Here is a 22,517-nt window from a genome sequence, read left to right as displayed (position 1 = left end):
CCGGGCACGACCGCAGGATGGGGGCATGCCCAGCCCCTTCCGGCCGCGTGCCGCTGCTCTGACGGCCAGCGCCCTCCTGCTGTCATCCCTGATGTCGGGGTGCAGCGACGATTCCGGCTCCGCGGATGAGGATCCGTCGGCCCAGAAGCTGAGTTGGCGGGACTGTCCCGAGCCGTCCGAGTCGGAGGGCGGCGGCGAGGCGCCGTCCCCGCTGCCGGGCGGCGACACCTGGCAATGCGCCACCATGAAGGCACCGCTGGACTGGGCCGAGCCGAAAGGCGAGACGATCGGACTCGCGCTGATCCGGGCGAAGACCAGTGGAGACGCGAGCAAGCGCGTCGGATCCCTGATCTTCAACTTCGGCGGGCCCGGCGGCTCGGGAGTCGCCACGCTTCCCGCGTTCGGCACGGACTACACGACCCTGCGCACGCGCTACGACCTGGTGAGCTTCGACCCGCGCGGGGTCGGGGCCAGCGCCGGTGTGCGGTGCGAGGACGACGAACAGCTCGACGCGTACTTCCAGCAGGACGCGACGCCCGACGACGCCGCCGAACGCTCCGAGCTGCTGGGCAACACCCGGAAGTTCAACGCGGCCTGCGAGAAGAACTCCAAAAGGGTGCTCCCCCGTGTACGCACCACCGACGCGGCCCGGGACATGGATCTGATGCGCCAGGTCCTCGGCGACGAAAAGCTGTACTACTTCGGCATCTCGTACGGCACCGAACTCGGCGGCGTCTACGCACATCTGTTCCCCAAGAAGGTGGGCCGTGCCGTCTTCGACGCGGTCGTCGACCCCACCCAGACACCCGAACAGGGCTCGCTCGGACAGGCCAAGGGCTTCCAGCTCGCGCTCGGCAACTTCGCCGAGGACTGCGCCTCCAAGACCGAGGACTGCCCGGTCGGCGACACCGCGCAGGATGTCGAGACCCGGATCGCCAAGCTCCTCAAGGACCTCGACGCCAAGCCGATCCCGGGCATCTTCCCGCGCGAGCTGACCCAGAGCGCGGCGGCCAACGGCATCGCGCAGGCGCTGTACTCACAGGACTTCTGGCCGTACCTCACCGAGGGCCTTGAGCGGGCGTACGAGGGTGACGGCAAATTCCTGATGCTGCTGTCCGACTCGATGAACGGTCGCAACCAGAACGGCGAGTACAGCAACATCACCGCGGCGAACATCGCCATCAACTGCTCCGACCAGAAGCCGCGTTACACCGTCGCGCACGTCGAGGCGAGGCTGCCCGAGTTCCGCGCCGCCTCTCCCCTGTTCGGCGACTTCCTGGCCTGGTCCATGGTCAGCTGCACCGACTGGGCCGTGCGGGGCGACGCCGACCACCCCGACGTCGGCGCGACCGGATCGGCGCCGATCCTCGTCATCGGCAACACCGGCGACCCTGCCACGCCGTACGAGGGCGCGCGGAAAATGGTGGGTGCGCTGGGTGAGGGTGTGGGCGTCGAGCTGACGTACAAGGGGCAGGGGCACGGCGCGTACGACAGCGGGAACCGTTGCGTGCTCACGGCGGTGAACGGCTATCTGCTGAACGGGAAGGTACCGGCGACGGGGACCGTATGCTCCTAGAAAAGTGCAGGTCAGAACGTTATCCACAGGCCGATACAGCCTCGGCGTGATCCGCCTAATATGGCCGGAACGCCATCCGCTGATCCGAGCGGACGGCTCGCAGGGGGGAAGTGCACATGTCTCGTTTCGTACGCTGGACGGCCGCTGCCGCCGCCGTGTTGCTGGTGGCCGGCTGCGGCGACAACACATCCGGCAGCGGTGACGGCAAGGGGTCCGGCGCCGCCACGCCCTCAACGGCGGCCTCCTCGTCCCGGGCCTCGCCGGAGCTGCCCGCCTCGCTGACCTCGCAGAAGCTCGGCTGGGGCCGCTGCGAGGGCACGTCGGACTCCCCCACGCCGGGCAGCGACTGGCAGTGCGCGACGCTCAAGGTGCCGCTGGACTACGCGAAACCGGGCGGCGAGACCATCGGCCTGGCGCTCATCCGCGCCAATGCCACCGGAGGCAACCGCATCGGGTCCCTCCTGTTCAACTTCGGCGGACCGGGCCAGTCGGGCATCTCCGTGATGCCCTCGTACGCCGGCACGGTCTCCGCACTCCGCAAACGCTACGACCTGGTGAGCTGGGACCCGCGCGGGGTCGGGGCCAGCGAGGGCGTGCGCTGCCGCAGCGACAAGGAGATCGAGGCCGCCGAGTCGGTGGACCCGACGCCGGACGACGCAGCCGAGGAGAAGGCGTACTTCCAGGACGCGGCCGACTTCGGGAAGGGCTGCGAGAAGTCCGCCGGAAAGCTCCTCGCGCATGTCTCGACGACCGACTCCGCCCGCGACATGGACCTGATGCGTCAGGTCCTCGGCGACGCGAAGACGCACTACTTCGGCATTTCGTACGGCACCGAACTCGGCGGTGTGTACGCCCACTTGTTCCCGAAGAACGTGGGACGGCTGATCCTCGACGCCGTCGTCGACCCGAGCGCCGACCTGGTGGGACACGCGAAGAACCAGACGCGGGGCTTCCAGCGCGCCCTCGACGACTACCTGAAGTCGACGGGCCAGGACCCGGACCAGGGTTCGCGGAAGATCGCGGCGCTGCTGAAGCGGATCGACGCCGAGCCGCTGCCCACGTCCTCAGGGCGGAAGCTGACCCAGGGCATGGCGGTCACCGGCGTCGTCCTGCCGCTGTACAGCAAGCAGAGCTGGCCGGCGCTGACCAACGCACTGGACGCGGCCGAGCAGGGCGACGGATCGGACCTGATGGCGCTCTCCGACGGCTACAACGACCGCGACGCGTCGGGCCACTACGGCACGACGACACATGCCCAACGGGTCATATCGTGCTTGGACGACAAGCAGCGGCCGACCGCGGCGCAGACCAGGAAGCTGCTGCCCGAATTCCGGAAGATCTCGCCCGTTTTCGGGGAGTTCATGGGCTGGGACACGGCCGGCTGGTGCCACGACTGGCCGGTGGCCGGCCAGTACGACACACCGGAGGTCGGCGCGCCCGGCGCGGCGCCCGTCCTCGTGGTCGGCAACACCGGGGACCCGGCGACACCGTACGAGGGCACGCGCAAGATGGCGGACGAGCTGGGCAAGGGCGTCGGCGTGATGCTGACCTGGAAGGGCGAGGGGCACGGGGCGTACGGCAGTGGGAGCGGCTGTGTCGACTCCACGGTGAACGCGTATCTGCTGGACGGGACGGTGCCGAAGGACGGCAAGGTCTGTTCATGACGGCGGCGGGGGCCCCGGGCACCTGTGGTGCGCGAGACCCCCGCCGGCCGAACAGGAGGAGGAACGAGAGGAACGGGACAGACCGTGGCGTGAACCGCGGGTCAGTAGACCGGCTTGTGCGGCTCGATCTGGTGGACCCAGCCGATCACACCGCCGCCGACGTGGACCGCGTCCGCGAAACCGGCGGACTTCAGGACCGCGAGGACCTCCGCGCTGCGGACACCCGTCTTGCAGTGCAGGACGATCTTCTTGTCCTGCGGGAGAGTCGCCAGGGCGGTACCCATGAGGAACTCGTTCTTCGGGATCAGCTTGGCGCCGGGGATCGAGACGATCTCGTACTCGTTGATCTCGCGGACGTCGATGATCTCGATGTTCTCGCCCTCGTCGATCCACTCCTTGAGCTGCTTGGGAGTGATCGTCGAGCCGGCCGCCGCCTCCTGGGCCTCCTCGGAGACGACACCGCAGAAGGCCTCGTAGTCGATGAGCTCGGTGACGGTCGGGTTCTCGCCGCAGACCGCGCAGTCGGGGTCCTTGCGAACCTTGACCTGGCGGTACTGCATCTCCAGGGCGTCGTAGATCATCAGGCGGCCGACGAGGGGCTCGCCGATGCCCGCGAGGAGCTTGATGGCCTCGTTGACCTGGATGGAGCCGATGGACGCGCACAGCACGCCCAGGACGCCGCCCTCGGCGCAGGAGGGAACCATGCCCGGCGGCGGGGGCTCCGGGTAGAGGCAGCGGTAGCAGGGGCCGTGCTCGGACCAGAAGACGGAGGCCTGTCCGTCGAAGCGGTAGATCGAACCCCACACGTACGGCTTGTTCAGCAGGACGGCCGCGTCGTTGACCAGGTAGCGGGTCGCGAAGTTGTCCGTGCCGTCGACGATCAGGTCGTACTGGCTGAAGATCTCCATCACGTTCTCGGCTTCGAGCCGCTCTTCGTGAAGGACCACGTTGACGTACGGGTTGATGCCAAGCACCGAGTCGCGGGCCGACTGGGCCTTGGAGCGGCCGATGTCCGCCTGGCTGTGGATGATCTGGCGCTGCAGGTTCGACTCGTCGACCTCGTCGAACTCCACGATGCCGAGCGTGCCCACGCCCGCGGCGGCCAGGTACATCAGCGCCGGCGAGCCCAGGCCGCCGGCGCCCACACAGAGCACCTTGGCGTTCTTCAGCCGCTTCTGCCCGTCCATCCCGACATCGGGGATGATCAGGTGGCGGGAGTACCTGCGGACCTCGTCTACGGTGAGCTCGCCAGCGGGCTCGACCAGGGGTGGCAGCGACACGGGGACTCCGTTGGTCGGTCAATCACTACAGTTGTTCTCCCCGTAACACTGCCACGCCCTTCTTCATTCCGAGACACCCGTTCCGAGGCGCGAGACGATCTCGTCCCAGTAGCCGGGCATCGTCTCCCAGGGGTCGGTGCGGCCAGCGCGATCCGTACGGTCGGTGAAGTAGATCGTGGCGGCGCCCTGCCAGCGGGCGACGCGCAGCGCCTCGTCGAGATGGCCGAGCGGCAGGCCGTGCACGAAGTGGCAGAAACGCTCGGGCGGATGGTCGGCGGTCCACTCGGCCACCTGCGACCAGCGGTAGTCGCTCCAGTGGCCGGAGAACGTGACGAGCTGGTCGGCGTGCTCGGCGTAGTCCGGATGCGGATGGGTGCCGTGGCCCAGGACGATGTGCGCGTCACCGTCCGCCTCGCGGAGCGTGCCGACCGTGCGGCGGATCTCCGGAAGCGCGGTGCGGTCGGTCGGGCAGCGGTCCAGGAGGAAGCCGTCCGCCTTGTACCAGTCGCGGTACCGCTGCGCCTCGGTGATCAGTTCACCGTGCGTACGGGCCCCGTGGGCGGTGTCGAGGTGGCCGAGGACACGGACACCCGCGTTGCGCAGGCGGCCGACGGCCTCCAGGCAGTGCGGATCGGGGCGGCTGCCCGGGCCGTCGGCGACGTTGAGGACGACCCAGTGCAGAGGCGTGCCCGGGCGGGTGAGTTCGCCCCACTCGGCCGGGGCGACGAGGGGGTGCGCGAAGCCCGGAATCCCGAAGCCGGTGCGTACGCCGGTGCTCGCGGTGCCCGCCCTTGCACTGGTCAGATGCGGCATGCCGCCTCCATCCAGATGTCGGCGAGGGACTCCTCCAGATTGATCCGGGGCCGCCAGCCGAGCCGGTCGCGTGCGGTGCGTACATCGGCCTGCTGCCAGCTGCCGCAGCCGTCCGGGTACGGGTACGCGGCCGGAGGCGCGTGGTCCGGATCGGAGCGGGGGTGGCCGATGGACGCCCTCAGAGGGCCGGGCGGGCCGTCGAGTTCGTGCAGCGCGCCGCCGTATCCGGCCACGCGGGCGAGGACGGAGGCGGCGTCGCGCAGGCGCACGGCGCGGCCGGAGCCGATGTTGATGACGCCCTGCGCGGCCGAGAGCGAGGCGGCGTGGACGGCCCGTGCCACGTCCCGTACGTCGATGAAGTCGCGCTGCGCGCCCAGGCCGCCGAGCTTGAGCTCGCCGTCGCCGGACTGCATCGCGCGGCGCATCGCCTCGGCGAGGCGGCCGAGCGGGGAGCCGGCGGGCGTGCCGGGCCCGGCCGGCGAGAAGACGCGCAGGACGACGGCGTCGAGGCCGGAGCCGAGGACCAGTTCGGTGGCGGCGAGTTTGCTGACACCGTACGGGCCGCCGGGGCGGGGGACGGCGTCCTCGGCCGTGGAGGAACCGGGCTGGCTGGGGCCGTACTCGGCGCCGCAGCCGAGCTGGACCAGACGGGCGCCGCAGCCGCTGCGCCGCAGGGCCTCGCAGACGGTGGCGACGGCGACCGTGTTGTGGCGGGTGAGTTCGCGGGCCCCGCCGCGGGTGGCGCCCGCACAGTTGACGACGACTCCGGGGTGGACGGCGTCGAGGAAGCGGGTGAGTGCGCCGGGGCTGCCGGACGCGAGGTCGAAACGGACGTCGGCGTCGTCGCCGCGGCCGAGGACGGTGAGCTGCACGGCAGGGTCGGCGAGCAGTCGGTCGGCGACGAAGCGGCCGAGATAGCCGTTGGCTCCGATCAGTAGAACCCTCATCGGACGGCTCCCTCGGCGGATTCTCCGGCTCCGGGTCGGGAGGTGATCATCGCTGTACTCCTTCAGGGGTTGCGGGTTCGTTCGTGATGGAGGGCCGGGCGTCGCGGAATCGGTCGCCTGCCGTGGTCGTGGTCGTGCTCCGGGACGTCATCCGGGCTCACCCGGCATCGCGTGGGCCGACGCTCTGGTCAGCGTTCGGGTGGCGTGGAGCAGGAGGATCAGGGCGGCCACCGAGCAGGCCGCGGCCTGGATGCCTGCCGGACTCCAGGCGGCCGCGACCGCGTCCACCGGGACGGCCAGGGAGGCGCAGCCGGGGAGGTGGGACGCGGAGGCGGTGGCCAGGGCCACCGCCTCCGTCGCGGCTGCCGCGCCGAGGACCACCGCCGGGGCGTGGGTGAAGCCGTGTGCAGTGAGGAGGCGGGCCAGGAGGAGCAGGGCGCCCAGGCTGACGGTCGTGGCGTAGGCCGCCGGTTCACGCAGGACCGTCGCGGAGATCGCCACGAGCGCCGCCGACGTGCAGAGGAACAGAGCGAACGCGCCCAGGAGGAGGGGTTTCACGGCTGCCGTGAAGTCCGCCAGGCCACGACTGGCGGCCAGTTTGCGACGGGCTCCCGCCGCGAAGAGGTGGGCGCACCAGGCAGCCGGTGCGCAGGCCAGGGTGAGGGCCATGACAGGGGCGGTGGACAGGTCGCGGACGGCGGCCTGGAATCCGTCGGGGCCGCCGGTCAGCGCGGCGGTGAGCAGGTCGTCGCCCAGGAGCGCGTACGCGAGGAGCCAGTAGGTCCACGCACGCGTGGAGCCCGGGGTGTGGCTCGAGTATGTGCCGGGGGGCGCCGGGTGGGATCTGGGGCCCAGTGGCCCCCGGCCCAGTGCCGCGCGTACGGCCAGCGCCACGGCCAGGGCACCCAGCGTCGCCACAGCCAGCCGGACCCGGCCCTCGGTGAGGTGCAGGCCCGTCACCGTCGCCGCGCACAGGGCGCCGGGGAGCAGGGAGAGCAGGACCCAGTCGGCCCGTACGCGGGGTACGGGCGGCGGGGTGGCCCTCAGTGCCGATTCCGTGTCCCGGGAGACCCGGGCGTACATCTCCTCGGCCAGGGAGAACACGTCCCGGTGGCGGAAGCGTGCGGCCGTCCGGTCGGTCACGCCGTGGGCCTCCAGGCCGGCGGCGATCTCCAGGGGGTCCACCGCACGCCGGCACAGCTCACGGTGTCGGTGCATGAGCGCCTTCACGGGGTCCCCGGTCCCTCGGCGCGCGGTACGGGTGGAGGGCGCGGTGGCCTGTGACTGTGTCCGCGTCGTCTCCGTCTCCGTCTCCCTGTCCGTGTCCGTGTCCGTGTCCCGTACGTTCGTCTCCGCGGCGCCCGTGAGCCACTCCTCCGGGTGTTCGTCCCAGGCTGCGGGGCTGTTCGGTGCCCCCGGGCGGTCCAGTTCTCCCAGCTCGCTCATCGCGCGCCCTCCCCGGCGGGTACGGGGGTCGCCTGTACCGGTGCGGAAGCGCGTCCTGTCGCCCAGCTGGGCCCGCCCCGGGCCACCACTCGTATGTCGGCATGCGTCCAGCGGCCGGGGACGTGTGCCTCCGCCGGGACGGCGAACGGGAGCGGTTCACCGGCGTGGTCGAGGACCACCTTGTGGACGGGGCAGCGCGAGACGACCTCCAGGTAAATGCCGTGAAATGCCTCGACGTTCTGCTCGACGGTGAACAGTTCGAGGGCACGGGCGCGTGCGGCGGCGCCCAGGCGTTCGCGGCGCGCCGGGTCGCGCAGCAGCGCCACGCACGCCTCCGCGAGCGCCCGCGGGTTGCGCGGGGGCACCACGAGCCCCGTACCGCCGATGATCTCGACCACCGCGCCCACGTCCGTCGACACGGTCGCCCGGCCGCAGAACATGGCCTCGACCAGGCTGATCGGGAAGCCCTCGACCACGCTCGACAGGACGACGACCGCGCCGACCGCGTACGCCTCCGCGAGCGTCGGCGCCTCCGGGCCGCCGATCTCCTCGAAGGACACCGGGTTGTCTCCGACCGCGTGAATACCCTCGGCCTCGTCGGGGAAGAGCTGCGCGGCCAGCGCCCGGCAGTGGCCGAGGTACGCCTCACTCTCGGCTCCCGCCGCCGCGCCGATGATGCGCAGGCGGGTCTTCGGTTCCTCCTTGCGGACCTCCGCGAAGGCGTGCAGGAGGGAGATCAGGTCCTTGGCGGGCTCGATGCGGCCGACCCAGATCAGCGTGTCGGGGTCCGCGGTCTCCGGCGACTCGCCCGCTTCCGCGAAGTGGGACGCCTCCATGCCGGGGTACACGGTCCGCAGCTTCTCCCGGTCGGCCCCGCATCTCTCCTGCCAGCGGCGGGTGTGCGTGTTGCCGGGGGTGACGAGCGCGGCCCGCCGGTAGACCTCCGAGGCCAGCCTGCCGTGGAAGGCCGCGAGCAGGGACCGTACGGCCGGGGCGCTGCCGTCCGTGCCCGAGGCCAGGTAGTGCGCCCGCAGCGGGACCCCGTACTCGGTGACCAGCAGGGGTACGTCGGAGAAGTGGTGGGCGAGCAGTCCGGGGAGCGCCGCCGGGCCACCGGCCGCGGCATGGCAGAGGTCGACCGAGCCGAGCCCGTCGTCCTCGTACCAGTCGAGCGAGAGGGGGCGCAGAGCGCGTTCCAGGTGCGCGGCGACGGCGAGCAGGTCCGGGACGCGCGCCTCGCGCGCCGCTCCCTGCACGCCGGGCGCACGACAGGCGCGCTCCAGAGCGCGTACGGCGGCTTCGGAGCGGAGCGCTCCCACCAGGCCGCCCTCGTCCCGGGCGAGTTCGGCGAGCCCGTACAGCGCACTGCCGAAACGGTCCGCCTCAGTGGTGGACGGGTCCGATCCGCCCGACGCGTTCCCCGCGTCGGGTCCGCCGCACAGGGCCGCGGCCAACTCTCCGTAGGCCTCGGCGAATCGCCGCCGTGCACGGCGGCCGTAGGCCACTCCGTCATCCTCGGCCGTCCACAGCGGGGCGGTCCGGACCCGGCTGACCTGCGGCGGCAGTTCGATCCAGCCCTCGTCCTCCTGCCGCTCACTGCGACTGAGCGCATAGATGTCGAACTCGTGTCCGTCGAGCCCGCGCACGAGCCGGTCGCACCAGAGTCTGGCGTCACCGCTCACATACGGATAGCCACCCTCCGTCAGCAGTCCGATGCGCACGAGTACACCCCCGATCTCCCGTATGGGGAGCCACCGTTGACCCGGCGGCTCGCAGCGGGACGAACGTATGCGGACATGACGGTGGTGCGACGGACGGTTGTCCGTCGCACCACCAAAAGGGGTGAACGGTCGTAACTTTCCCGTGCGGTTGGCGTTCTGTCGCGCTAAGAGATCATTCACACACGCATGGTTACGAACGCCTGTGCGGTCACGCCCAGGTCAACTCCTGGCGGGCGGTGCGGCGCCGGGCCGCGACATCCGGGTCGAGAGCGGGTACGGCGGCCAGCAGCTGCCGGGTGTACGGGTTCCGTGGATTGTCGTACACCTCGTCGGCGGGGCCGGACTCGACGATCCGTCCCCGTCGCATCACCGCGACGCGGTCGCTGACCTGGCGTACGACGGCGAGGTCGTGGGCGACGAACACCAGCGCGAGACCGAGTTCGCGCTGCAACTCGCCGAGCAGGGCGACCACCTGGGCCTGGGTCGTGACGTCGAGCGCCGAGACCGGCTCGTCGCAGACGATGACGCGGGGTTCGGCGGCCAGCGCCCGTGCGATGCCCACACGTTGGCGCTGGCCGCCGCTGAACTCGTGCGGATAGCGGTCGAAGTGCGCCGGATCGAGCCCGACACGCTCCAGCAGCTCACCCACCCGCCCCCGGACACGCCCCTCGTCCCTCTCGCCGCGCGCCCGCAGCGGGTCGGCGATCGACTCGCCGACGCTGCGGCGGGGGTTGAGGGAGGAGACCGGGTCCTGGAAGACCATCTGCACGGCCGGGCCGACCCCGGACCGCACGCGCCCCTCGTAGCGCACCTCGCCGGCCGTCGGCTCCAGCAGCCCGACCAGCATCCGCCCGAGCGTCGTCTTGCCGCTGCCGCTCTCGCCGACGATCCCGAGGGTCTCGCCCCGGCGCACGGTCAGCGACACGTCGTCCACGGCCGTGAACGCCCGCTTCCCGCGCCCGAACTCGCGCCGCAGACCGACGGCCTCCAGCACGACCTCCTCGGAGCCGGAGGCTCCCCCGGGGACCCGCCTCGCGTCCACGCGCGGTACCGCGGCGAGCAGTTCGCGGGTGTACGCCTGGGCGGGCGCCCCCAGTACGGCGGCGACCGGGCCGTGTTCGACGGCGCGCCCGTGCCGCATCACCAGCACGTGGTCGACGCTCTCCGCCGCGACGCCCACGTCGTGCGTGACGAGCAGCAGGCCCATGCCGGTCTCCTCGCGCAGCGTGTGCAGCAGGTCGAGGATCTGGGCCTGGACGGTCACGTCCAGCGCGGTCGTCGGCTCGTCGGCGATCAGCAGGTCGGGCTCGCATGCGAGAGCCATGGCGATCAGCGCGCGCTGGCGCATCCCGCCGCTGAACTCGTGCGGCCGGGACCGCGACCGCCGTTCCGCGTCCGGGATTCCGACCCGGTCCAGTACCTCGACGGCACGCGCGCGTGCGGCCCGCCTGGACGCCTTGGTGTGCACCCGGTACACCTCGGCGATCTGGTCGCCCACCGCGTAGTACGGGTCGAGGGAGGAGAGCGGGTCCTGGAAGACCATCGCCGCATTCGCCCCGCGCAGCCGCCGCAGTCCGGCCTCGGACGCCTGCTGTACGTCGGTTCCGGCGACCCGGATCGTGCCGCCGACCTCCGCTCCCGTACCGCGGTGCAGCCCCAGCAGGGCGGACGCGACCGTGGACTTGCCGGACCCGGACTCGCCGACCAGGCCCAGCGCGGCGCCCTTCGCGAGCCGGAACGACAGCCCGTCCACGGCCCGCAGGGAGCCGAAGGCGACCGTCAGCCCGTCGACCTCCACCAGCGCTCTGGTCTCCGTGGTCTCCGCGCTCTCCACCGGGACCTCAATTGAGGCCTTGTCCAAGCTCATACGAGCACCACCCGTCGATCGGCCACCGCGTACAGGACATCCGCGACGGCGTTGGCGATGACCACAAAGAAACCGGTGACCAGGACCATGCCGACGACCACCGGCAGGTCGACGACCTTGACCGCCTCGACGAGTTCGCGTCCGATTCCGGGCAGCCCGAAGAGCGTCTCGGTGAGCACCGCGCCGCCGAACATCGACCCGAAGTCCGTGGCGGTCAGCGCGATCAGGGGCGCCACCGCCCCGCGCAGCGCGTGCCGCCCGATGATCGACGGCTCCCCGACGCCGTACGCGCGGAAGGTGCGTACGTGGTCCTCGGCGAGCGTCTCCAGCATCGACGCCCTGGTCAGGCGGGCGTACTTGGCGGACTCGATGAGGGCCAGCGACAGCCAGGGCAGCACCAGGTTCCAGGCCCACTGCTCGGGGTCGTCGGCGAAGGGCACGTACTGCGGGAACGGCAGCAGCTCCAGCTGGCCGCAGACGACGATCATCAGGATCAGGCCGATGACGAAGACGGGCGTGGCCGTGCCCGCCAGTGTGAGCCCGGTCAGCAGGCGCTCGGTGGGCCGGCCGCGCCGCCAGGCCGAGAGCACTCCGGTGCCGACGCCGATGAGCAGCCACAGCACCATCGCGCCGAGCGCGAGCGAACCGGTGACCGGCAGTTTCGCCAGGATCAGCTCGGTGACCTGCTGGTCGCTCTGGTACGAGAGGCCGAGGCAGGGCGCCGAGCAGTGCTCGACGGACGTACCGGTCGAGTAGTCCTGGCCGGCGAAGATGCCCTGAAGGAAGTGCCAGTAGCGCAGGTACAGCGGGTCGTCGAGGCGAAGTTGCTCGGCGACCTGGTGCACCTGGGCGGGGGAACAGCGCGGGCCGCAGGTGATCTGGGCGACGTTGCCGGGGGCGACGTAGAAGACGACGTAGATGATCACCGAGATGGCGAAGAGGGTGACGATCGCGCCGACGATCCGACGGCCGACGAACCCGCCGAAACCGGAGATGTTCATGCGCCGGCCCCCTTCTTCTCCTCCGCTGTGGCCTCGGTCTTCTCCACCGCGACGGCCGCGACGGCCGCGACCGTCCCGACAGCCCCGGCCTTGGCCTCGTGCCTGCGGCCCGTGCCGATGCGCAGGCGTGAGGCCGCGCGCGGGTCGAGGGCGGTGCGGATGCCGTCGCCGAGGACGGTGAGGGCGAGGACGGTCACGAAGAGGGCGCCCGCGGGCAGCAGCAGGTACTGCGGTGCCGCCTGGTACCAGACGTCGGCGGCGGTGATCATCTGCCCCCAGGAGGGCGTCGGAGGCTTCACCCCGACGCCGAGGAAGGACAGGGCGGCCTCGACCGTGATGTTCGACGGGACGAGGAGCGCGGCGTACGTGATGACGGGCGCGGCGAGGCCGGGCAGCAGTTCGCGGCGGGCGATCCGCCAGGAACCCCAGCCGCTGAGCCGGGCCGCGGCCACATGGTCGAGTTGCTTGAGGGTGAGCGTCTGGGCGCGCACGATCTTCGCGATCCCGCCCCAGGCGATCAGCCCGATGACGAGGGCGACGAGAACGGGCCGCGGGAAGCTGCCGGGCACGATCGCCAGCAGAGCCAGCGACATGATCATGAGGGGCAGGGCGATGATGACATCGGTGAGACGGCTCAACAGTTGATCAACCCATTGGCTGCCCAGGGCAGACGCGATGCCCACCACGACGCCGATCAACACCTGGACGAGGGTCGCCGCGAGCGCGACGCCCAGCGAGACCCGGGCCCCGTAGACGAGCCGGGCGAACAGATCGCGCCCCGTCTGCGGTTCGACACCGAGCCAGTGGTCGCCGCTGATCCCGCCGAGGGAACCGGTCGGGACGCCTCCGCGCGCGGAGTCGACGAGGTCGGGGTGGTAGGTGGTCGGGTCCTGGCCGGCGATCGCGGTGAGCAACGGCGCGGCGAGCGCGACCAGGACGAGCAGCGCGACGACGGCCGCCGCGACGAGGGCGGCGCGCTGCGCACGCAGTCGCCGCCAGAACTGACGGGCCCCCGAGGCCGCCGGGACGGGTGTCGTACCCGTCCCGGCGGCCTGGGAGGCGAGAAGGACCTCGCTCACGGTGTGGTCACTTCACCGAGACCTGGGAGATGTCCAGGACACCCGTCCAGTCGCTGATCACGATGTTCTTGACGCCCTTGCCGTACAGCCGCTTGTAGACCGGGTAGAACAGCGGCACGGTAAGCGCCTGCTCGCCGATCCTGCTGTCCAGCGCACCCCACCTCTTGGCGGCAGCGTCAAGATCGGTCAACTTGTTGATCGCGTCAATCTCGGCATTGACCGACTTGTCGTCGAGGAAGCCGGTGTTGAAGTTCGCGCCGTCCTTGACGATCTGCCGGCCGTCGAAGATCGGGGCGAGGAACGGACCGCCGGAGGGCCAGTCGGCACCCCAGTGGGCGAGGAAGAACCCGGGCTCCTTGTTCACGTCGTGGATCGTGTCGGAGTAGTCGTTGTCCTCCAGCCCGTCCAGCTTCACCGTGATGCCGGCCTTCTTGAGCGCGTCCTGGACGGCGGTCGCGATCTCCGGGCTGGTCTCGAAGTCCTTGGCGTTGGAGTGGGTCAGGGTGACGGTCAGCCCGTTCGGGTAACCGGCCTCCTTCAGCACCTCCTTGGCTTTCGCCGGGTTCCCGGAGGCACCCGCCGGGAAATGGTCGTACGGCGTGTACCCGAAGGACTTCTGGTTCGGCAGATAGGTGGTGGCGGGCTCGGCGAGCGACGAACCGCCGGCCGCGTTGATGACGCTCGTACGGTCGATGGCGTACGAGATCGCCTCCCGCACCTTGACGTTGTCGAACGGCTTGACCTTCGGGTTGAACGCTATGTAGTTGATGTATCCGAAGTGCCCGGTGCCGACGCGCGCGGCCAGTTCCTTGTCGCCGGCGACCTTGGCGAGCTCGGCCGGGCCGAGATTGGTGTCCGTGGTGACGGACGCGGCGTCCGCCCCTTGGGACGCCGACAGCCGCTGGTTGATCACCGAGGAGTCCAGCCCGGACCGTACGTCGATCTTGTCCGGGTACGCCTTGCGCTCCGCGTCCGTGGCCGCCGACCAGTGGGTGTTGCGCTCCAGGATCAGCCGCTCGCCGTCACCCTCGTTGCTGACGACCTTGTACGGACCCGACGAGATCGGGTGCTCCTCGTACTTCGTGCCGGTGTCCTTGGCCTTCGGGACCGGCGTGAACTGCGTCTGCGTGGCCAGGTAGGGGAACTCCCCCTCGGGCTTGTTCAGACGGAAGACGATCGTGCGTGCGTCCGGCGTCTCGATCGCGTCGAGGCCCTTGCCCTTGTCCTTGTAGGGCCCCTGGTAGTCGGCGGCGCCGATCAGCCAGTCCCTCAGATAGGGCGCGCCGCCGGAGAGTTCGGGGGCGAAGGAACGCTCGACGCCGTACTTGATGTCGGCGCTGGTGATCGCCCTACCATCCTCGTACTTGAGCCCTTCCTTCAGGGTGTACGTCCACACGGTCGCGTTCTCGCTCGGGCGCCCGGTGTCGGTGGCCAGGTCGGGGACGACCTTCGCGCCCGCCGCCCCGCTCTCGCGGTTGCGCGTGGTGAGCGTGCGGAAGACCAGCGAGGGGACGTTGCCGCCGCCGGAGGTGTACAGCCGGGCGGGATCGAAGTCGTCCTGCGGGTTGGAGTTCAGGACGGTGAGCGTGCCGCCCTTCTGCGGCGTGGAGTCGCCGCTCCCCGCGCCCTTGGCATCGTTGTCCTTCGGACCGCACGCGGCGGCGCCCGCGGCCAGGACAAGGCTGACGGACACCGCTGCCACGCGGCGCGCTCTGACGGACGGTTGGCGCATCAGGAAGACGACCTCTCGAATAGTGAGACGGAATGACGGGGAATGAGACGGGAGTGAACACACGTCTGCCCGGGCGTCAGGTCGCATCAGGTCGTCGAGAACCGCCGCCGATGGCGGAAGTCGGTCAGTGACGGCAAAGGTGAACGTCGCGACACGCACGCCCGGGGGCGGGTGTCAGCGACAGAGAATGTCGGCTACACAGAGAGTGGTCACGCCGATCAGCGCCAGCTCGATGGCGGCGCGCTCGGCAACATGACTAGACCACATGCGGAAAAATATGAACGAACTTTCCATCCATGTCAACGTGGCCCCTGAGCCGCGGGTCAACTTCCCGGATACGGCCAGGGGTTGGCCCGGCAGTGGATCCCGTCATGATCGAGGAACTTGGTCTGCTGCTGCATGACCGGGGCGAGTTCGCCGTCCTTGTCGCAGGTCACATGCCCGTAGCCGAGGCGATGGCCGACCTCGTGGTTGATCAGCATCTGCCGGTACGCGTAGATCTTGTCGCCGTAGGTCTTGGACCCCTGCGCCCATCGATAGGCGTTGATCATCACGCGGTCGGTGGAGGCCGAGTCGCAGGACACGTTGTCCTGGGTGGTGTCGAGACCGGACTTGGCGCACCAGAAGGCGGTGGTGCCGGGGCTCGCCAGGGTGATCACAAAATCGGGCTTGCCTGAGGAGATCCGCTCGAACGTACGGCCGCCGTTGTGTGCCCAGCTTCGTTTGTCGTTGAGCGTCTTCTGCACGGCCTGCGCGAACAACCCCCCGTCGAGCCCGAGCCCCTGCTCGACGTCCACCCGGTACGTGTACTTCCGCCCCGCCCCCGGCGCCTTGGCGAACCCGCGGATCGCGTCGAACTTCCCCGAGCCCTTGAGGGCCGCCCCGAGCGCGTACGTCCTGGCCATCTTCTGGTCGTACGTCAGCGTCGTCGCCTCGGCCGGCGCGTCGGACGCGGCGGGGAGGCCGTCACCGCTCGCCGCGGAGTCCCCGGAGCCCTGGACGTCCTGGCCCGAGCCGATCGCGGTCTGCGTCCGTACGCCCCCGCCGTCGTCCTGGCCCTGGGTGACCTGCCCGGCCACGACGACCGCCAGCACGGTGGTGACGGCGGCAGCCGCGATCCCGGTGAAGGCCCGGCCCTTGCCGCCCTTGACCTTGACCGCCGGCTCGGCGGGCAGGGCGTAGATGTCGGCCGGGTCGGCAAGGTGCGATGTCCGGGCGCGGGACGCGAAGAGATCGGCGTCCTCGACGGCGACACCGGGCCGGCCTGCTCCGTCGAAGGCATCGACGTACGCCTGCCTGGGCCCGGAAGCGTTCGGAGGCGCGGGACGCTGACGCGGTATGGCGGGACCGGCTCCGGCCCGCCCGCCGAACTCGCCCCAGCCGCCGCCGGTTTCGCGCTGCTCGGGGTGCCCACCTCCCCGGACACGGGGAAAGCCGTGAGCGGGCGTGCCCTCCGGGAGTCGCGGGAACCCATGAGCGGGCGTGCCGTCAGGAACAGTGAAACGGGGTGCGCCTTGCCCCTGTTGAGGTTGCTTCCCCCGCGGAACCACGGGGATGTTCACCGCGTCGCCGGTACTCGCGCTGCCGCCGGTTCGGCCGCGGCGGCTGTGACGTCCCACCTCGCGTCTCAGCTCCCCGCGTTCGCGGCGTCGGCCCTGGTGCCGACCGTCCTCGCTGTCACAGTACCGGTATTCGCCTTCAACAAACCTGTGTCCTGGAGCAGTTCACGGAACGCCGACGCGACCGTCTCCGGGTACTCCATCATCGCCACGTGCCCGGCATCGGGCAGCGAGAGCAGCCGCGAGTCGCGGAACGTACGCGCCGCACGCTGGGCCATGCGGTAGGAGACGAGCTGGTCCCGGCCGCCGTAGACAAGGAGCGTCGGCGCGAGCACACGCTCGGCCTGGCGCCACAGCCCGTGCTGTCCGCCGAGCGTGTACGCGTTCACGATCCCGCGCGCGGAACGCGCCATCGCGTCCCAGAAGTACGGCAGTTGCAGCCGTCTCTCCATCTCTTCGACCGCGTTGCGGAATCCCTCGGGCGTCACCTGCCCAGGGTCCCCGTAACAGAGCGCCGTGACCCCGCGGACGCGCTGTTCGGCGCTCCAGTCCTCGGTCAACCGGGTGAACAGACGGGCCACGCCGGGCAGGGCGAGCAGCCCGGTCGGCACCGCGTTGCGCTGCACACGGATCTCCGGCAGCGCGGGCGAGACGAGCGTGAGCGTCCTGACGAGGTCGGGCCGCACCGCCGCGACGCGGGTCGAGACCGCGCCGCCCAGCGAGTTGCCGAACAGGTGCACGGGCCCGCGCCCGGAGGCGTCGAGGTAGCGGATGACGGCACGCGCGTGCCCGGTGACCGAGTAGTCGCCGTCGTCCGGCGGCGGGGAGTCGCCGAAGCCCGGCAGGTCGAGCGCCTCGCTGTCGACGAGTTCGTCCTGCAGTTGCATGAGCGCCGACCAGTTCTGCGAGGAACCGCCCAGGCCGTGGACGTACAGCGCGGGCGGCAGCCCTTCGCGCGCGGGGGGCCGCGACCGCACGGTCAGAGTGATCCCCGGCAGACCGACCGAGCGCAGCCGCTCGCCCTCAGCGACCCTGACGGGCGCCACCTTCGGAAGCACGTTGGTGGCCGGCATGTACGGCGGCTCGGTCGAAGACATGCGGCAATGTTACGAGACGATCACGCAGTGGTTCGTGTGTTCGGCATCACAGGGCAGGAAATCCCGATCACCTGGCACTCCGATCACCTGGCATCCCGATCCAGAGTCTCCTACGCTCGTAACAGGGCACCCGCAGGAGAACCGCACCCCGGGAAGGGAGCCCAGCATGACCGTCGACCCCACCAATCGCACCGACCCCGAGGACTACGAGGGCGAGGACAGCGCCGAGTTCGACGTCGAAGTCCCCGAGGCCGACGCCGCCGAGCAGCGCACGGACGTCACCCCGCAGCACGACGCCCCACTGACCGGCGAGAACACCGACCGCGCCGACGAGGCCGATCTCGCGGAACAGGCCCGCGTCGTGAATCTGGACGAGGACGACTACCGATAGCCGTCACCGCAGTCCGTACCAAGCGCAGGATTTGTTGCCATTTGAGCGGATAGCCCGGAACATACAGTCGCTCGGTCGAGGAATTTCTCTGCTCGCACCGCGCACACGAGGGTTACCGAAAAGTACGATGGCGGCGCGGCGCACACCGCATGTGAATGAAATTGGGAGGCGGCGTGACAGCCATCGAGCAAACTGAGGCGGCACGCCCGCGGGGCACGCGGTTGCCGCGTCGCGCCCGCCGGAACCAGCTGCTGGGCGCCGCCCAGGAAGTGTTCGTGGCGCAGGGCTACCACTCCGCCGCGATGGACGACATCGCCGAACGGGCCGGCGTCAGCAAGCCGGTGCTCTACCAGCACTTCCCGGGCAAGCTCGACCTCTACCTGGCCCTGCTGGACCAGCACTGCGAGGCTCTGATCGCGTCGGTCCGCACGGCCCTGGCCTCGACCTCCGACAACAAGCAGCGCGTCCGGGCGACGATGGACGCGTACTTCGCGTACGTGGAGGACGACGGCGGAGCCTTCCGCCTGGTCTTCGAGTCCGACCTGACGAACGAGCCCGCCGTGCGCGAGCGCGTCGACAAGGTGACGAACGAGTGCGCGGAGGCGATCTCCGAGGTCATCGCCGAGGACACCGGCCTCTCACCCTCGGAGTCGATGCTGCTGGCCTCCGGTCTGGGCGGTCTCTCCCAGGTGGTGGCGCGGTCCTGGCTGCACAGCGACCGCAGTGTCCCGCGCGATCAGGCGGTCCAGTTGCTGGCCTCGCTGGCCTGGCGCGGCATCGCCGGTTTCCCGCTGCACGGCACCGAGCAGCACTGACCGCCCGTTTGTTCCCGTCGGCTGTTCGCTCCTGGCGTTCCCGGGCGGAACATGTACGTCCCCTCACCGGGCTAATGTGTGCTGGGTACGGCGCGGACGCCCGCGCACTTCACTGACCGTCGGAGGGACATAGCCGTGGAGGTCAAGATCGGCGTGCAGCACGCGCCCCGCGAGATCGTTCTGGAGAGCGGTCAGAGCGCCGAGGAGGTCGAGCGGGCCGTATCCGACGCCCTGGCCGGCAAGTCGGCGCTGCTGAGCCTCGTGGACGACCACGGCCGCAAGGTCCTGGTCCCCGCAGACCGTCTCGCGTACGTCGAGCTGGGCGAGCCGACGGTCCGCAAGGTGGGCTTCAGCGCGCTGTAGGACACGTAGGAAAAAAAATGGGTGGGGCCCGGCGGTTCGAACCGCCGGGCCCCACCCATGTCCGCAGTCCTGTACACAGTCCTGTCCGTGGCCCGGTCCGCGACCATGCCCACCCGTGGTCCGAACTCACAGGTTGACCACACGTCACCCTTACAAGGGGGTTGCCCTGCGCAGGTCACGGGTATGACGGGCTGAGAACGTCATGCGCCGGCAAGCTGTGGGAGGGACCCCGACATGTTCTTGGAAGCACTCGGATCCGCGATCCTCGGCCTCGCGCTGGCATGGGCGGCGGCCAGCCGTCTGCCCGACCGCCTCCCCGCACGCCCGCTGGTCCTGTCGACCGGTGCGGCCGGAGCCCTTTTCGGCGCCTTGATCACACACAGCGCGCTGAGTTCCGGCCACTTCGTGCTGATCCTGCTGGGCGCGGCGGCCGTCTCCGCCGCCTCCCTCTCCCTGCTGCTCCGCCCCAAGGGCAGACTCCACCGGACATCGGCGACGGCGTAGCCGTAGCGCCTCTAAAGGGGCGCGGGGCTGTGACATGTACGGCTCCGCCGCGCGGGCGCGACCGGCCACAGCGGACCCGCAGGCAAAGACAACTACGCGGCCAAGCCCAGCGCAGCCATCCGCTTCGTGTGCGCCTCGGTGATCCGGGAGAACATCCGGCCGACCTCCGCGAGGTCGAACCCGTCCGCTACGCCGCCGACGAGCATCGTGGACAGCGCGTCCCGGTCCGCCACGACCCGCTGCGACTGTGAGAGCGCCTCGCCCATCAGCCGCCGTGCCCACAGCGCGAGCCGCCCGCCCACGCGCGGCTCCGCGTCGATCGCCGCGCGCACCTTCTCGATGGCGAAGCTCGCGTGCCCGGTGTCGTCGAGGACCGCGAGCACCAGCTGACGGGTGTCCGAGTCGAGGCGGGCCGCGACCTCGCGGTAGAAGTCGCTGGCGATCGAGTCACCGACGTACGCCTTGACGAGTCCCTCCAGCCAGTCGGAGGGAGCCGTCTGCTTGTGGAAGCCGTCGAGCGCGGCGACGAACGGCTCCATCGCCTGGCCCGCGTCGGCGCCGATCTCCGTGAGCCGGTTCCTGATCTGCTCGAAGTGGTGGAACTCCGCCGACGCCATCTTGGCCAGTTCGGACTTGTCGACGAGCGTCGGCGCCAGCTTGGCGTCCTCGGCGAGGCGCTCGAACGCGGCCAGTTCGCCGTACGCGAGCGCGCCGAGCAGGTCCACGACCGCGGCACGGTACTGCGGGTCGGTGGCGGCCTGTGCCCAGTCCTGGGCGGCGATTCCGGTGAGTGCGGGAGCGGCGTCCGCCGCGGTCTCTGCCGTGCTTTCGTCGGGGGTCGCGGGGGTACCGGAGGCATTGTCAGGCGTCGTCATGAAGCGCACAATAGCCCGCTGGCCGCAAGGCGGAAGTCCCTGCTCAATCAGTGTGACGACCACTACGTGACCGAATCGGCCATCGCATGTGCGCGATTCCGGGGTATGGTGGTAATGCGCCCGCTGAGTTGAAAGACGTATCTCGACGGGCCACACGAATGAGGATGCCCGGTCGGTGGCCCGATCGGCTCCGACCCGACAGCTCTCCTCACCCGTACGGCACTATGCGTACGGAGTTCGGAGAGACCCTCAGCGGTACGAGCGCTCGAGCGTCGGCAGTGGTCCCGTGCCACTCGGCCCGCCCGTGAGGCGGCCGATGTTTTCGGCCCGGTCCCGACACGACCCCCACGCTCGCCTCGCACCGCGTACACAGAAGAGGCACTGCCCTGACTACGACTTTCCGGGATCTCGGAATTCTGTCCGAGACCGCCGAGGCGCTCGAAGCCGTCGGCATCATCACTCCCTTTCCCATCCAGGAGATGACGCTCCCCGTCGCCCTCAGCGGCTCTGACGTCATCGGCCAGGCCAAGACCGGTACGGGCAAGACGCTCGGCTTCGGTCTCCCGCTCCTTGAGCGCGTGACCGTCCCCGCCGACGTCGAGGCCGGCCGCGCCAAGCCCGAGCAGCTCACCGACGCCCCGCAGGCCCTCGTCGTCGTTCCGACGCGCGAGCTGTGCCAGCAGGTGACGAACGACCTGCTGACGGCCGGCAAGGTCCGTAACGTGCGCGTTCTCGCCATCTACGGCGGCCGGGCGTACGAGCCGCAGGTCGAGGCTCTCAAGAAGGGCGTCGACGTCATCGTCGGCACCCCGGGCCGTCTCCTCGACCTCGCGGGCCAGAAGAAGCTCGACCTCAAGCACATCCGCGCGCTCGTCCTCGACGAGGCCGACGAGATGCTCGACCTGGGCTTCCTGCCCGACGTCGAGAAGATCATGAACATGCTGCCGCCCCGGCGTCAGACGATGCTGTTCTCGGCGACCATGCCGGGCGCGGTCATCGGCCTGGCGCGCCGCTACATGTCGCAGCCCACGCACATCCGCGCGTCCGAGCCGGACGACGTGGGCAAGACGGTCGCGAACACCGCGCAGTACGTCTACCGCGCGCACAACATGGACAAGCCCGAACTGGTGGCGCGGATACTGCAGGCCGACGGCCGGGGACTGGCCATGGTCTTCTGCCGTACGAAGCGCACCGCGGCCGACCTGGCCGACCAGCTCGCGCAGCGCGGTTTCGCCTCCGGCGCCGTCCACGGCGACCTCGGCCAGGGTGCCCGCGAGCAGGCGCTGCGCGCCTTCCGCAACGGCAAGGTCGACGTCCTCGTCTGCACGGACGTGGCCGCGCGCGGTATCGACGTCGAGGGCGTCACGCACGTCATCAACTACCAGTCTCCCGAAGAGGAGAAGACGTACCTGCACCGCATCGGCCGTACGGGCCGCGCGGGTGCCAAGGGCATCGCGATCACGCTGGTCGACTGGGACGACATCCCGCGCTGGCAGCTGATCAACAAGGCGCTGGAGCTGAAGTTCAACGACCCGCCGGAGACGTACTCCACATCTCCGCACCTGTTCGAGGAACTGAGCATCCCGGTCGGCACCAAGGGTGTCCTGCCGCGCTCGGAGCGCACGCGGGCCGGCCTGGGCGCCGAGGAGGTCGAAGACCTCGGTGAGACGGGCGGACGCGGTGGCCCGCGCGGTCGCGGTGGCCGTTCCGGCCACTCCTCCGGCCCGGCGGCTGCCGCCGCCGCTCCGCCGGTGGAGCGCGAGCGTCCGGCGCGTACGCCGCGCAGT

General features: G+C 70.4%; 20 protein-coding genes. 7 read left to right on the top strand and 13 right to left on the bottom strand.

Annotated elements, in window-relative coordinates; all coding sequences use genetic code 11:
- Nucleotides 1-25: 25 nt before the first annotated feature.
- Both G3I71_RS40810 and G3I71_RS40805 read left to right on the top strand, forming a co-directional pair.
- Nucleotides 26-1,576: an alpha/beta hydrolase gene (locus G3I71_RS40810; protein WP_164323218.1), complete on the top strand. Its 1,551-nt coding sequence runs from the start codon at nt 26-28 to the stop codon at nt 1,574-1,576.
- A 116-nt stretch (nt 1,577-1,692) separates the two neighbouring features.
- On the top strand, nt 1,693-3,240 hold the full coding sequence (locus tag G3I71_RS40805; RefSeq protein WP_164323216.1) for an alpha/beta hydrolase: 1,548 nt from the start codon (nt 1,693-1,695) through the stop codon (nt 3,238-3,240).
- A 101-nt stretch (nt 3,241-3,341) separates the two neighbouring features.
- On the opposite strand, the gene moeZ is transcribed toward G3I71_RS40805, so the two are convergent.
- The 12 genes from moeZ to G3I71_RS40750 form a co-directional block, all read right to left on the bottom strand.
- Entirely contained in the window at nt 3,342-4,520 is a 1,179-nt protein-coding gene (gene moeZ / locus G3I71_RS40800; RefSeq protein WP_164323214.1) for an adenylyltransferase/sulfurtransferase MoeZ, read from the bottom strand.
- A 63-nt stretch (nt 4,521-4,583) separates the two neighbouring features.
- Nucleotides 4,584-5,333, bottom strand: a complete 750-nt coding sequence (locus tag G3I71_RS40795; protein ID WP_164323212.1) for a spherulation-specific family 4 protein — start codon at nt 5,331-5,333, stop codon at nt 4,584-4,586.
- Entirely contained in the window at nt 5,321-6,280 is a 960-nt protein-coding gene (locus G3I71_RS40790) for an NAD(P)-dependent oxidoreductase (RefSeq protein WP_164323210.1), read from the bottom strand. Before G3I71_RS40790 ends, G3I71_RS40795 begins: the two co-directional genes overlap by 13 nt.
- A 147-nt stretch (nt 6,281-6,427) precedes the next feature.
- On the bottom strand, nt 6,428-7,726 hold the full coding sequence (locus G3I71_RS40785; protein WP_164323208.1) for a hypothetical protein: 1,299 nt from the start codon (nt 7,724-7,726) through the stop codon (nt 6,428-6,430).
- Entirely contained in the window at nt 7,723-9,447 is a 1,725-nt protein-coding gene (locus G3I71_RS40780; protein ID WP_164323207.1) for a DUF3492 domain-containing protein, read from the bottom strand. Before G3I71_RS40780 ends, G3I71_RS40785 begins: the two co-directional genes overlap by 4 nt.
- A 208-nt stretch (nt 9,448-9,655) precedes the next feature.
- Nucleotides 9,656-11,314 carry an ABC transporter ATP-binding protein gene (locus G3I71_RS40775; RefSeq protein WP_164323205.1) on the bottom strand — a complete coding sequence of 553 codons (1,659 nt, stop codon included), beginning with the start codon at nt 11,312-11,314 and terminating at the stop codon, nt 9,656-9,658.
- The gene (locus G3I71_RS40770; RefSeq protein ID WP_164323248.1) at nt 11,311-12,309 is read right to left on the bottom strand and encodes an ABC transporter permease; all 999 of its coding nucleotides are present in this window, start codon (nt 12,307-12,309) and stop codon (nt 11,311-11,313) included. Before G3I71_RS40770 ends, G3I71_RS40775 begins: the two co-directional genes overlap by 4 nt.
- Nucleotides 12,310-12,311: 2 nt before the next feature.
- Entirely contained in the window at nt 12,312-13,394 is a 1,083-nt protein-coding gene (locus G3I71_RS40765) for an ABC transporter permease (RefSeq protein ID WP_343243225.1), read from the bottom strand.
- A 7-nt stretch (nt 13,395-13,401) separates the two neighbouring features.
- Entirely contained in the window at nt 13,402-15,126 is a 1,725-nt protein-coding gene (locus G3I71_RS40760) for an ABC transporter substrate-binding protein (protein ID WP_164323203.1), read from the bottom strand.
- Nucleotides 15,127-15,300: 174 nt separating this feature from the next.
- Nucleotides 15,301-15,393 carry an Ms4533A family Cys-rich leader peptide gene (locus tag G3I71_RS52820; RefSeq protein ID WP_343243228.1) on the bottom strand — a complete coding sequence of 31 codons (93 nt, stop codon included), beginning with the start codon at nt 15,391-15,393 and terminating at the stop codon, nt 15,301-15,303.
- Nucleotides 15,394-15,449: 56 nt separating this feature from the next.
- Nucleotides 15,450-16,745: a DUF3152 domain-containing protein gene (locus G3I71_RS40755; protein ID WP_164323201.1), complete on the bottom strand. Its 1,296-nt coding sequence runs from the start codon at nt 16,743-16,745 to the stop codon at nt 15,450-15,452.
- Between the two features lie 8 nt (nt 16,746-16,753).
- Nucleotides 16,754-17,782, bottom strand: a complete 1,029-nt coding sequence (locus tag G3I71_RS40750; protein WP_164323199.1) for an alpha/beta fold hydrolase — start codon at nt 17,780-17,782, stop codon at nt 16,754-16,756.
- Nucleotides 17,783-17,948: 166 nt separating this feature from the next.
- On the opposite strand from G3I71_RS40750, the gene G3I71_RS40745 reads away from it, so the two are divergent.
- The 4 genes from G3I71_RS40745 (at nt 17,949) to G3I71_RS40730 (ending at nt 19,855) form a co-directional block, all read left to right on the top strand.
- Nucleotides 17,949-18,173 (top strand): hypothetical protein, encoded by a 225-nt coding sequence (locus G3I71_RS40745; RefSeq protein WP_164323197.1) that lies wholly within the window; start codon nt 17,949-17,951, stop codon nt 18,171-18,173.
- A gap of 173 nt (nt 18,174-18,346) precedes the next feature.
- Nucleotides 18,347-18,988: a TetR/AcrR family transcriptional regulator gene (locus G3I71_RS40740; protein ID WP_164323195.1), complete on the top strand. Its 642-nt coding sequence runs from the start codon at nt 18,347-18,349 to the stop codon at nt 18,986-18,988.
- Nucleotides 18,989-19,123: 135 nt separating this feature from the next.
- Entirely contained in the window at nt 19,124-19,351 is a 228-nt protein-coding gene (locus G3I71_RS51790) for a DUF3107 domain-containing protein (RefSeq protein ID WP_164323194.1), read from the top strand.
- Between the two features lie 234 nt (nt 19,352-19,585).
- Nucleotides 19,586-19,855, top strand: a complete 270-nt coding sequence (locus G3I71_RS40730; protein ID WP_164323192.1) for a hypothetical protein — start codon at nt 19,586-19,588, stop codon at nt 19,853-19,855.
- Nucleotides 19,856-19,947: 92 nt separating this feature from the next.
- Here G3I71_RS40730 and G3I71_RS40725 read toward each other — a convergent pair whose 3' ends face one another.
- The gene (locus tag G3I71_RS40725) at nt 19,948-20,730 is read right to left on the bottom strand and encodes a ferritin-like fold-containing protein (protein WP_164323191.1); all 783 of its coding nucleotides are present in this window, start codon (nt 20,728-20,730) and stop codon (nt 19,948-19,950) included.
- A gap of 479 nt (nt 20,731-21,209) precedes the next feature.
- Between G3I71_RS40725 and G3I71_RS40720 the strand changes: the two genes are divergently transcribed.
- On the top strand, nt 21,210-22,517 hold a 1,308-nt coding region (locus G3I71_RS40720), incomplete at its 3' end, for a DEAD/DEAH box helicase (protein WP_239149651.1).

The sequence above is a fragment of the Streptomyces sp. SID12501 genome, assembly GCF_010550245.1.
GTDB lineage: Bacteria > Actinomycetota > Actinomycetes > Streptomycetales > Streptomycetaceae > Streptomyces.
The sequence above is the reverse complement of the archived record's forward strand: the minus strand, read 5'-3'. Positions and strand labels throughout refer to the sequence as shown.